The organism is Rhodococcus sp. SMB37 (assembly GCF_004345605.1).
In the GTDB taxonomy this organism is placed as follows: domain Bacteria; phylum Actinomycetota; class Actinomycetes; order Mycobacteriales; family Mycobacteriaceae; genus Rhodococcus.
The window spans coordinates 1-11,056 of record NZ_SLVY01000036.1; the positions used below are offsets into that span (position 1 = coordinate 1).

General features: G+C 66.9%; 11 protein-coding genes and 1 pseudogene. 6 read left to right on the forward strand and 6 right to left on the reverse strand.

Annotation, left to right across the window (positions count from 1 at the left end; all coding sequences use genetic code 11):
- Window positions 1-131 (reverse strand): CoA-transferase (locus EV641_RS28850; RefSeq protein ID WP_277874535.1); only part of this gene is annotated, 131 nt, incomplete at its 3' end.
- Between the two features lie 198 nt (window positions 132-329).
- On the opposite strand from EV641_RS28850, the gene EV641_RS28855 reads away from it, so the two are divergent.
- Window positions 330-1,112 carry an IclR family transcriptional regulator gene (locus tag EV641_RS28855; RefSeq protein ID WP_199233423.1) on the forward strand — a complete coding sequence of 261 codons (783 nt, stop codon included), beginning with the start codon at window positions 330-332 and terminating at the stop codon, window positions 1,110-1,112.
- 4 nt (window positions 1,113-1,116) lie between these two features.
- On the forward strand, window positions 1,117-1,848 hold the full coding sequence (locus EV641_RS28860; protein ID WP_132476927.1) for an alpha/beta hydrolase: 732 nt from the start codon (window positions 1,117-1,119) through the stop codon (window positions 1,846-1,848).
- A 94-nt stretch (window positions 1,849-1,942) separates the two neighbouring features.
- Here EV641_RS28860 and EV641_RS28865 read toward each other — a convergent pair whose 3' ends face one another.
- Genes EV641_RS28865 through EV641_RS28885 form a run of 5 tightly spaced genes read right to left on the reverse strand, consistent with a single transcriptional unit; the run spans window position 1,943 to window position 8,043 of the window.
- Window positions 1,943-2,764: a CoA ester lyase gene (locus EV641_RS28865; protein WP_132476929.1), complete on the reverse strand. Its 822-nt coding sequence runs from the start codon at window positions 2,762-2,764 to the stop codon at window positions 1,943-1,945.
- A complete protein-coding gene (locus tag EV641_RS28870; protein WP_054718776.1) occupies window positions 2,761-3,243 on the reverse strand; it encodes a MaoC family dehydratase in 483 nt (160 codons plus the stop codon). The genes EV641_RS28865 and EV641_RS28870 overlap by 4 nt, the downstream gene beginning before the upstream one ends.
- A complete protein-coding gene (locus tag EV641_RS28875; protein WP_054718773.1) occupies window positions 3,240-4,412 on the reverse strand; it encodes an acyl-CoA dehydrogenase family protein in 1,173 nt (390 codons plus the stop codon). Before EV641_RS28875 ends, EV641_RS28870 begins: the two co-directional genes overlap by 4 nt.
- Window positions 4,409-6,442, reverse strand: a complete 2,034-nt coding sequence (locus EV641_RS28880; RefSeq protein ID WP_132476931.1) for an acetyl/propionyl/methylcrotonyl-CoA carboxylase subunit alpha — start codon at window positions 6,440-6,442, stop codon at window positions 4,409-4,411. Before EV641_RS28880 ends, EV641_RS28875 begins: the two co-directional genes overlap by 4 nt.
- Before the next feature lie 5 nt (window positions 6,443-6,447).
- Window positions 6,448-8,043 (reverse strand): carboxyl transferase domain-containing protein, encoded by a 1,596-nt coding sequence (locus EV641_RS28885; protein WP_132476933.1) that lies wholly within the window; start codon window positions 8,041-8,043, stop codon window positions 6,448-6,450.
- Between the two features lie 109 nt (window positions 8,044-8,152).
- On the opposite strand from EV641_RS28885, the gene EV641_RS28890 reads away from it, so the two are divergent.
- The 4 genes and pseudogenes from EV641_RS28890 to EV641_RS28905 form a co-directional block, all read left to right on the forward strand.
- The gene (locus tag EV641_RS28890; RefSeq protein WP_132476941.1) at window positions 8,153-8,818 is read left to right on the forward strand and encodes a TetR/AcrR family transcriptional regulator; all 666 of its coding nucleotides are present in this window, start codon (window positions 8,153-8,155) and stop codon (window positions 8,816-8,818) included.
- A gap of 16 nt (window positions 8,819-8,834) precedes the next feature.
- Complete coding sequence (locus EV641_RS28895) at window positions 8,835-9,608, forward strand: thioesterase family protein (protein ID WP_132476935.1); 774 nt, start codon at window positions 8,835-8,837, stop codon at window positions 9,606-9,608.
- A gap of 124 nt (window positions 9,609-9,732) precedes the next feature.
- Window positions 9,733-10,623 carry a MoxR family ATPase gene (locus tag EV641_RS28900; RefSeq protein WP_132476937.1) on the forward strand — a complete coding sequence of 297 codons (891 nt, stop codon included), beginning with the start codon at window positions 9,733-9,735 and terminating at the stop codon, window positions 10,621-10,623.
- 3 nt (window positions 10,624-10,626) lie between these two features.
- Window positions 10,627-11,056, forward strand: a pseudogene (locus EV641_RS28905) (hypothetical protein); the annotation flags it as partial.

The following is an 11,056-nucleotide window of genomic DNA, read 5'->3' on the forward strand; positions in this document are numbered from 1 at the left end:
TTGCCGGCTGCGATCGCTGCGATCAACTCGTCGGGAATACCGCACAGCCCGAAACCACCGACGGCGAGCAGCGCACCCGACGGAATGTCCGCAACGGCCGCCTCGGGCGTCTCGAATACCTTGGAAGCCAAATCCAATACCTCTCCGGTCCGTGGGCCGCATCGCCACCGGGCGGATGCGTCCGCTGGGTGAACACGTCCTCTTTGCTGGGTACCAATTAATAGTGTGGGCGATCACATTGCAAGGGCATCACCGGATACAAGCGCAGATTGGTCGCTGGACGAACACGCAGCCGGAGAGTGTCCACCCAGTGGACGTATGCTGGGTCCGTGACATCGGGCGCTCAGGGACAGTTGGTCGGGAGGGTCGCAGCACTCCTCCGGGCCGTCTCCGCCCACGAACCAGCCGGAGTGTCGACGTCCGACCTCGCACGCGAGACCGATCTCGCCAGGCCGACGGTCCACCGCCTGCTCGCCACGCTCGCCGACGAAGGACTGGTCGACCGGCACCGCGACAACGGGAAATGGACCTTGGGCCCGGAGTTGTACCTGCTCGGTTCACTCGCGGCCGCGCGCTACGACATCGCAGAACTCGCAGGGGACGTCCTACGCGACCTCGCCCGGGAAACCGGAGAGAGCGCCTATCTCTCCGCACGTCGCGGCGATGAGACCGTGTGCCTTGCCGTCGAGGAAGGCAGCTTTCCGCTGCGTTCGCATGTGCTGCACGTCGGGATCCGGTTCCCGCTGGGCGTGGCGTCGGCCGGGCTGGCGATCCTGTCGCATCTACCCGATCGCGACATCGACGCGTACCTGTCGAGAACCGACCTCTCGGCCGGGTGGGGCCCCGACCACGCGAGAGCCGATATCGAGAAACGCATCGCTGCTACACGATTGGCCGGGTACTCGGTTAATCCCGCCCTGCTCGTCGAGGGCAGCTGGGGCATGGGCGCGGCAGTGTTCGACCAACGCGACACCCCGACGTGGGCGCTCAGCATCACAGGCGTCGAAAGCCGTTTCCGCGACGACCGCCGCGCCGGGCTCGGCGAGTCACTACTGAACCAGGCGCACCAGCTCACACAACTCCTGCAACGACGGCCGCAGCCCGGAAGGTGACCGAATGACCGCCACCCAGAAGCCACCCATCGTCCTCGTCCACGGAACCCGGTTCAGCGCCGGACAGTGGAGTCCCCAGCTCGCTCCACTCGGCGAGCACTTCCCGGTCACCGCGATCGACCTGCCGGGCCACGGCACACGTTCGTCGCAGCCGTGGAGCCTCGCATCCGCGACGGAGATCATCTCCGGCGCGGTGGATTCACTCGGGCACGGCCCGGCCATGATAGTCGGGCATTCGCTCGGCGGCTACGCCGCACTGGAATTCGCGCGTCGCCGCCCCGGACAGGTGCGCGGTCTGGTCTTGGCCGGAGCGAGCGCAGTGACCTCCGGCCCCTGGGCCGCGCCGTACCGCCTGATCGCGAAGATCGTCCCACGTCTGCCGCAGGATAGGCTGGCGCAGTGGAACGATCGGCTCCTGCGCCGGCTCTACCCGCCGGAGGTCGTGGAGGCGACGATCCGAGCGGGCTACGCCTTCCACACCCTGCCGGCCGCGTGGGGCGAGGTGCTCGGCCGATTCGACGCGAGCACGATGAGCGAGGTGACCGCACCGGTGCTCATTCTGAACGGCGAGAAGGACCTCGTCTTCCGTTCGGACGAGCGGGAATTCGCTCGAGCACACGGCAATTGCCGTATCGAGTTGATACCGAGAGCCCGACATCTCACGAACTTCGACGATCCCGCCGCGTTCACCGACGCCGTCCGCCGCTTCGCCCTGGAGCTACCCGACCCTCGGTGACCCCTCGGTCACGTGCCGAACACCGGCCCGGACAGCACCACCGAGACACCTCTGGCCACCGCAAGGGCAGCCGAGGTGTCTCGGTACGCGACAATCAGGACGTCGCGTTCGCCTCGGCGCGCCGGAGCAGCCGCTCGGCGTGCTTCAGAATCGGTCCGTCGACCATCTTGCCCTCGAAGTCGAAGACACCGCGCTGGGTTTGCGCAGCGGAGAGCACGCGTCGTGCCCAGTCGGCTTCCTCGTCGGTGGGCGCGAACGCACGACGGATCACCTCGATCTGAGCGGGGTGGATCGCGACCTTGATATCGAATCCGACAGCCACCGTGTCGAGGGACTCCTCGTACAGCCCGTCGGTGTCCTTGATGTCGAGGTATACCGAGTCCAGCGCCCAGCGGGCATGGCCTTTTGCGGCGAGCAGCGACACCGACCGCGCATGCTGCGCGACAGCCCGGTAGGTGCCGTCGACGTGTCGACTCGAGTTGCCGCCGAGGCCCGCGACCAGGTCCTCGGCACCCCACATGACGCCGATCGTGTTGTCCGCCTTCGCGATCTCCTCCACAGCGAGCACGCCCAGCGGTGACTCGATCAGAGCGACCACCTCGAGAAACGCGAGTGAGCGCACCTCGTCGGCGCTTTCACACTTCGGGAGCATCACGCGGGTGTAGGAGGTGCGACGCAACGCCTCGAGGTCGAGTTCGTGATCCGCGGTGCCTACCGGGTTGACCCGTACGACGGTGCGTTCCGGATCGAGCGGAGTGGCAACGAGCGCGTCGCGTGCTGCCTGCTTGTCGCCGGCCGACACCGCGTCCTCGAGGTCGATGATGACGACGTCGGAGCGGTCGGCGGCCTTGGCGTAGCGTTCAGGTCGATCTGCAGGCACGAAAAGCCATGCAGGGCCGGGCAATTCCCAAGTCATGATGTCGGCCTCTTCTGTACGAGTGTTTTACGGACCGCGACGCCGACGACGTCGCCGTGCTGGTTACGCCCCGTGTGCTCGAGCGTGACGATGCCTTCGCCGGGTCGACTCTTCGACTCGCGCTTGTCGAGGATCTTCGTCTCGACGTAGAGGGTGTCGCCGTGGAACAACGGCTTCGGGAACGACACCTCGGAGAACCCGAGATTCGCGACGATCGTGCCCTGCGTGAGCTGTGCGACCGACAGCCCGATCATCGTGGACAGGGTGAACATCGAGTTCACCAGTCGTTCACCGAAACTCGTCCCGGCCGCGTACGCGGCATCGAGGTGCAGAGCCTGCGTGTTCATCGTCTGCGTCGTGAACAGCGTGTTGTCGGCCTCGGTGATGGTACGGCCAGGCCGGTGCTCGTAGATCGCATCGAGTTCGTATTCTTCGAACCACAGACCACGTTGAGTAATTCGCTTTTCGGTCTCGCTCACAGTCCCAACCCCCGCGCGATGAGCATGAGCTGGACCTCGGTGGTGCCCTCACCGATTTCGAGGATCTTGCTGTCGCGGTAGTGCCGCGCGACGGCGTATTCATTCATGAACCCGTAGCCACCGTGGATCTGCGTGGCGTCGCGCGCGTTGTCCATGGCCGCCTCGGAGGCAACGAGCTTCGCGATCGAGGCCTGCTTCTTGAACGGCTTTCCGGCGAGCATGGCTGCCGCGGCGTCGTAGTAGGCGGTGCGAGCGGTATGCGCGCGCGCTTCCATCCGCGCGATCTTGAATGCGATGGCCTGGTTGTTGCCGATCGCGGTGCCGAACGCTTCGCGCTCCTTGGCGTATTTGATCGATTCGTCGACGCATCCCTGCGCAGCACCGACCGACAGTGCCGCGATCGCGATGCGGCCCTCGTCGAGAATACGCAGGAAGTTCGCGTAGCCGCGGCCGCGCTGCCCGAGCAGGTTCGCCTCGGGTACACGGACATCCGCGAAGGTCAGAGGGTGGGTGTCGGAGGCATTCCAGCCGACCTTGTTGTAGGCGGGTTCCGCGGTGAATCCGGGAGTATCGGCCGGCACGAGGATCGTCGAGATCTCCTTCTTGCCGTTCGCGTCGGTCCCGGTGACGGCGGTGACCGTGACGAGAGAGGTGATGTCGGTGCCCGAGTTGGTGATGAACTGCTTGTTTCCGTTGATCACCCATTGCCCGTCTTCGAGCTTCGCGGTGGTCTTGGTGCCGCCCGCATCGCTACCTGCACCGGGCTCGGTCAGGCCGAACGCGGCGAGGTTCCGTCCACTCGTGAGCTGTGGCAGCCACTCCTGCTTCTGCTCCTCGGTTCCGAAGCGGTAGACCGGCATCGCACCGAGCGACACACCCGCCTCGAGGGTGATGGCGACGGATTGGTCGACCTTGCCGAGTTCTTCGAGGGCGAGGCAGAGGGCGAAGTAGTCGCCGCCCATTCCGCCGTACTCCTCGGGGAACGGCAGGCCGAACAGCCCCATGTCGGCCATGCCCTGCACCACTTCGTACGGGAACGAATGCTCGGCGTCGTGCTTTGCCGCGACCGGTGCGACGACGGTGCGCGCGAAGTCGGCGACGGACTTCTTCAGCTGTTCGTATTCGTCGGGGAGCTGGCCGGTGGCCAAGTAGCTCGGGGACTCGGTCATGCGACGTCTTCCTTCGTTTCGGTGGGTGGCGTGATGCGCGCGAGCAATTGATCGACCTTGACCTGTTCGCCTGCAACAGCGAACAATTCGACGACGCCGTCGATCGGGGCGGTGAGTGCGTGTTCCATCTTCATGGCTTCGACGATGGCGATCGTCTGGCCCGCGGTGACCTCGGCGCCCGCCTCGACGGAGACGGCGATGACGGCACCCGGCATCGGGCTCGTGATATCGGCGTCGCCGGTGTGGGCGTCGCCGCCGCGCACGCTGGCCTCACGGACCTCACGGACCGCGACGCTCCCGTGTCCGTCGGCGAGCCAGATCGCGTCGTCGACCTCCGCGACCCGGAACACGTGACGCCGGCCGTCGAGCACGACCGCGAGGACAGAGCCGTCGACTGCACCGCGGCCAGTCCCTGCGTCGAGCGTTGCGGACAGCGAATAGTCTTTGCCGCCTTCGACATCCACGTTTCCCGCGACCGGTGTTCCCGCGAGGCGCACATGGGCGGTGCGGTCGCCGGACGCGAGCCGGTAGCTGGTCGGCACGTGCGGGCCCACTCGCCACCCGTCGGGAACGTCCCACGGGTCGGAGGTGTCGTCGGGCCAGTGCTGCAGCCAGCGGAGCACTGCAGCAGCGACCAGCGCGGCATCGGAGGTCTCGGGTGCGGTGTAGTCACCGAGACGCCGATCGAGCAGACCGGTGTCCAGTGCGCCGGCCACCACCTCGGGATCGGCCAGCAGAAACCGCGCGAAGTCGATGTTGGTGACCACACCGAGCACCGCAGTATCCGCGAGCGCGCGGTCGAGGCGCCGCAGCGCACCGGCACGATCGGCAGCGTGTGCGATGACCTTGGCGAGCATCGGGTCGTAGTCGCTGCCGACGACCGTGCCCGGCTGCAGGCCGGAGTCGACGCGGATCCCGGTGCCGCTCGCTTCGATCACGTCGGCGACAGTGCCGCCGGTGGGCAGGAACCCGCGACCGGGATCCTCGGCGTACACGCGGGCTTCGATGGCGTGGCCGGTGAGGGTGACGTCGTCCTGCGTGAATCCGAGGGGCTCACCCGCGGCGATACGCACCTGCCACTCGACGAGGTCGAGGCCCGTGACCATCTCGGTGACGGGATGCTCGACCTGCAGACGGGTGTTCATCTCCATGAAGAAGAACTCGTCTGGAGCATCGGCCGAGACGATGAACTCGACGGTGCCGGCGCCGGTGTAGTCGACGCTGCGCGCAGTGTTGCAGGCCGCTTCACCGATGCGGGCGCGGGCGGCCTCGTCGAGCAGCGGCGACGGGGCTTCCTCGACGACCTTCTGGTGGCGACGCTGCAGGCTGCATTCGCGTTCGCCGAGGTGGACGACGTTGCCGTGGGTGTCCGCGAGGATCTGGACCTCGATGTGGCGCGGTCGCAGTACGAATCGCTCGAGGAAGAGCGTGTCGTCGCCGAACGACGACGCGGCCTCGCGACGTGCGGAGACCAGGGCATCGGGAAGATCGGCGGGATCGTGCACCAGCCGCATGCCCTTGCCACCACCACCTGCCGACGGCTTGACCAGCACCGGGTAGCCGACCTCGGCGGCACCGGCGATCAGCTCGTCGTCGGTCAGGCCCGGTCGCGAGATACCCGGGACGACGGGAACATCGAACTCGGAGACCGCGGCCTTCGCGGTGATCTTGTCGCCCATCGTCTCGATCGCGTGGGCGGACGGGCCGAGGAACGCGATCCCCGCGGTGGCACACGCGGCGGCGAATTCCGAGTTCTCCGACAGGAATCCGTAACCCGGATGGATGGCCTGCGCGCCGGTCTCGACCGCCGCGGCGATGACCTTGTCGATCACCAGGTAGCTCTCGCGGGCCGCGGCGGGCCCGAGAAGTACGGCGGTGTCGGCTTCGCGCACGTGCCGGGCATCGCGGTCGGCCTCACTGAACACCGCGACGGAGCGGATGCCCATCGCTTTGAGGGTGCGGATGACGCGGACGGCGATCTCTCCGCGGTTGGCTACCAGTACTGTATCGATGCGTTTCGTGTCACTCATCTCGCTCACATCCGGAAGACGCCGTAGGAGACCGGCTCGAGCGGTGCGTTGGCGCACGTCGAGAGTGCCAGTCCGAGAACTTTTCTGGTGTCGGCGGGGTCGATGATGCCGTCGTCCCACAACCGCGCGGTGGAGTAGTAGGGGTTGCCCTGGTCTTCGTACTGTTCACGGATCGGCGCCTTGAACGCTTCTTCGTCCTCGGCCGACCACGGCTTGCCGGATGCGTCGAGCTGATCCGAACGCACGGTCGCGAGGACCGATGCGGCCTGCTCGCCGCCCATCACAGAGATACGGGCATTGGGCCACATCCACAGGAAGCGAGGCGAATACGCGCGCCCGCACATCGAGTAGTTGCCGGCGCCGTAGGAACCGCCGACGACGACGGTGAGCTTGGGAACCCGCGCGCAGGCAACGGCGGTGACCATCTTCGCGCCGTGCTTGGCGATGCCGGCGGCCTCGTAGTCGCGGCCGACCATGAATCCGGAGATGTTCTGCAGGAACAGCAGGGGGACGGAGCGCTTGTCGCACAGCTCGATGAAATGCGCTCCTTTGAGAGCGGATTCGCCGAAGAGCACGCCGTTGTTGGCGATGATGCCGACGGGATGTCCGTGGATGCGCGCGAATCCGGTGACCAGGGTCTTGCCGTACTCGGCCTTGAACTCGTGGAAGCTCGAGCCATCGACCACTCGCGAGATGACCTCGCGCACATCGTACGGAGTGCGCGAATCGGTGGGGACGACGTCGTAGAGCTCGGCGGGGTCGGCGTCGGGTTCGACAGTCGGTGCGACGTCCCACGGGCGCGGGGTGCGCGGCCCGAGGGTCGAGACGATGTTGCGCACGATGCGCAGGGCGTCGCGGTCGTCCTCGGCGAGGTGGTCGGTGACGCCGGAGACCTTCGAATGCAGGTCGCCGCCACCGAGCTCTTCGGCGGTGACGACTTCTCCGGTCGCGGCCTTCACCAGCGGTGGACCGCCGAGGAAGATGGTGCCTTGATTGCGCACGATCACTGCCTCGTCGCTCATCGCCGGCACGTAGGCGCCGCCGGCGGTGCACGAGCCGAGGACCGCCGCGATCTGCGGGATCCCCTGCGCGCTCATCGTCGCCTGGTTGTAGAAGATGCGGCCGAAATGCTCGCGATCGGGAAAGACCTCGTCCTGCCGGGGCAGGAACGCGCCGCCGGAGTCGACGAGGTAGATGCACGGCAGGTTGTTCTGCAGCGCCACTTCCTGCGCGCGTAGGTGTTTCTTGACGGTGATCGGGTAGTAGGTGCCGCCCTTGACCGTGGCGTCGTTCGCGACGATCACGCATTCGCGACCGGCGACGCGGCCGATACCGGTGATGACGCCGGCGCCGGGGCACTCGTCGTCGTACATGCCGTTCGCGGCGAGCGGGGACAGCTCGAGGAACGGGCTTCCGGTGTCGAGAAGTTCGTCGACGCGGTCGCGGGGGAGCAGCTTTCCTCGCGCGACGTGGCGTTCGCGGGATTGTTCGCTGCCCCCGAGGGCTGCCGCAGCAAGCTTCTCCCGGAGTTCCCCGACCAATTGTTCGTGCTGGTCACGACTGGTTTTCGAGAGAGCGTGAGCGGTTGTCACGGTCACCATCCTCGGTAGATTGACCTAATCACCATTAACTGAAAAACTAGGTTAGTTACCATTAACCGAGTTGTCCATACCCAATGTTGCCTACAACCAGACGAGTGGAGTGCCGGCCATGAACGAGGCTGTCGAAGGGGAGGCCGTCGAGCCTGCGCAGCAGGCCGCGGTCGATGCCGTGGCGGGGGCTCTCACGCTCACACCACGGTCGCAGGCCAAGGCCGAGCGCAGGCGGCAACTGCTAGTCGCCGCGGCGCGTCTGATCGCCGAACGCGGCTTCACCGGTGTGCGCCTCGAAGACCTCGGTGCGGCCGTCGGAATCAGCGGACCCGCCGTCTACCGGCACTTCCCCAATAAGGACGCGCTGCTGGTCGAGATCCTCGTCGACATCAGCCGACGCCTGTTGGCCGGCGGCACCGCGGTCGAGGAGAGCACCTCCGACCCCCACGAGACACTCGAGGGCCTCGTCGACTTCCACCTAGACTTCGCGCTGGGGGAACAGGACCTCATCCGCGTCCAGGATCGCGAACTGCACTCACTCACCGAACAGGGGCGGCGCCAGGTCCGCACACTGCAGCGCCGCTACGTCGAGATCTGGGTGGGTGTGCTGTGTCGCATAGATCCGGCACTCGCCGAATCCGACGCCCGCACCATGGCGCATGCAACCTTCGGCCTCATCAACTCCACACCACACAGCGCCGATCCTCACTCACCGCACAGCACCCGCACCGTACTGCGACGGATGGCGCTCGCAGCACTCGACTCCACACGTGTGGAAAAGTAGGACAAGGAGATCGGTCATGAGCTACTTCGAACGCACCGGAGGGAACTCCTTCCGTGCAACCGAGCACGTGGGTGGCGCATGGAACACCGCTGAACAGCACATCGCACCCGCGTTCGGACTGCTCGCGCACGTCGTCGGATGCGACCGAGATGCGCGGCGCGACGACGGCCTGGTGATCGGTCGCCTGTCCTACGACATCCTCGGGGTCCTGCCGATCGGCGACATGGATGTCGAGGTGACAGTGCTGCGTCCCGGTCGCACCATCGAACTCGTCGAGGCCGTGCTCAGCCACGGCGGGCGCGCCGCCGTGCGACTGCGAGCCTGGCTCATGGCGCCGGGCGCCACCGACGCACTCGAAGGCTCAGCGCTACCCCGGATCGCCTCGCCGGACGAGATGAAGCCCTGGGACGCCTCAGAGGTGTGGCCGGGCGGATTCATCGAATCTGCAGAGATTCGACGCGATCAGGTCGAGCCGGGACGGGCCTCGTTCTGGGCGCGCTCCCCGATTCCGCTGCTCGCCGACGAGAAGGTCAGCGACCTCGCGCACGCCGTCCGGCTCTTCGACATCTCCAACGGCATGACCGTGCGCGCCGACCCGAAGACCGTTGCCTTCCCCAACCTCGATCTCACCGCACACCTGTTCAGGCAGCCCCACGGCGAATGGGTCGGCTTCGACACCACCGTGTCGTTCGGAGCCGACGGTATCGGCCTGACCAGCAGCGTCCTACACGACATCTACGGCCCGATCGGCACGATGTCGCAGATCCTCACGGTGCGTCCCGGCACCTGACGACGGCGTACGCGCGATCCGCGGACAAACTCACCGGGTCGACCGCGTGCATCTGCCTGCCGTGTTCGCGGTTGTCAGGTGCAGTCGCGGATACAACACCTGACGCACGGCCTAAGCTCGGCGCATGGCAGCGGCAGTGCACGTGAGATCCCCGCAAGACCTGGCCCGATCCCTCGAGTCGACCGGCTACCTCGCCGACGAGGGCGTCGCGATGTCGGCGTTCCTCGCGCTCCGCATGGGCAGGCCCCTGTTCTGTGAAGGGGAGCCCGGCACAGGGAAGACCTCGCTCGCCGTCGCGCTCGCCGAGGCCCTGAACCTGCCGTTGGTCAGGCTGCAGTGCCACGAGGGCATCGACGCGTCGCAAGCGCTGTACGACTGGGATTTTCCCCGGCAGCTGCTGCACCTGCGCACCCTCGAAGCCGCAAGCGAGGGCAGTTTCGACGCCGACACCGCCGAACGTTCCCTCTACACCGAGCGTTTCCTGCTCACCCGCCCACTGCTGCAAGCACTCACCGACGCTCCGTGCGTGCTGCTCGTCGACGAGATCGACCGCGCAGACGACGAATTCGAAGCGTTCCTGCTGCAGGTCCTCGACGAGAACTCCGTGACCATCCCCGAAATCGGCGAGATCAAGGCCGGCGTCCCGCCCCTCGTCGTACTCACGTCCAACCGCACCCGCGAGGTGCACGACGCACTCAAACGACGCTGCCTCTACCACTGGGTCGAACATCCCGACCTCGACCGCGAGATCGCTATTCTGCGCCGCCGACTCCCCGGCATCGATGCCGCGCTCGCCGAACAGATCGCCCGCGCCGTCCACGCCCTCCGCGAGGCAGACCTGCTCAAACCGCCGGGTGTCGCCGAATCCCTCGACTGGGCGCGGGCCCTGATCGAACTCGACCGCGACGTGCTCGACACCGCGACCGCCGCCGCGACCCTCGGCGCAGTCCTGAAATATCGCGAGGACCTCGAACGGGTCGCGCGCGCGGGTCTCGACCGACTCCTGGCAGGCTGACCCATGGGCGGCGGTGCGCTCGTCGGCGTCGCAGGGTTCGCGCGAGCCCTCGAAGAGGCCGGGTTCCCGGTCGCGCTCGACTCCACCCACGCCTACGTCCGTGCCCTCCGCGAAGTGGATGCAAGCGTCCCCACGCAGGTGTACTGGGCGGGCCGGGCAACCCTCTGCCGCGACCCCGACGACATTCCCCGCTACGACCTCGCGTTCGAAGCCTGGTTCGGAGGCAACCTCCCTGTCGTCTCCCGCACCACCGGACAGCAGCAGCGCACCGCGACGGTCGCCGCGCTCACCTCGCCGAACGCCACCGACACCGGAGACGACGACTCGCCGCGACTCCAGGTCGCGGCCGACGACACCGAGATCCTGCGGCACCGCGACATCGCGGAACTCACCCCCGCCGAACGCGCCCACCTCGACGAGATGCTCACGCTGC

Excerpts from the sequence above, each read along its gene's own strand:
- EV641_RS28860 (WP_132476927.1), top strand. The coding sequence starts at position 1,117 with ATGACCGCCACCCAGAAGCCACCCATCGTCCTCGTCCACGGAACCCGG.
- EV641_RS28865 (WP_132476929.1), bottom strand. The coding sequence starts at position 2,764 with ATGACTTGGGAATTGCCCGGCCCTGCATGGCTTTTCGTGCCTGCAGAT.
- EV641_RS28875 (WP_054718773.1), bottom strand. The coding sequence starts at position 4,412 with ATGACCGAGTCCCCGAGCTACTTGGCCACCGGCCAGCTCCCCGACGAA.
- EV641_RS28880 (WP_132476931.1), bottom strand. The coding sequence starts at position 6,442 with ATGAGTGACACGAAACGCATCGATACAGTACTGGTAGCCAACCGCGGA.
- EV641_RS28885 (WP_132476933.1), bottom strand. The coding sequence starts at position 8,043 with ATGGTGACCGTGACAACCGCTCACGCTCTCTCGAAAACCAGTCGTGAC.
- EV641_RS28890 (WP_132476941.1), top strand. The coding sequence starts at position 8,153 with ATGAACGAGGCTGTCGAAGGGGAGGCCGTCGAGCCTGCGCAGCAGGCC.
- EV641_RS28895 (WP_132476935.1), top strand. The coding sequence starts at position 8,835 with ATGAGCTACTTCGAACGCACCGGAGGGAACTCCTTCCGTGCAACCGAG.
- EV641_RS28900 (WP_132476937.1), top strand. The coding sequence starts at position 9,733 with ATGGCAGCGGCAGTGCACGTGAGATCCCCGCAAGACCTGGCCCGATCC.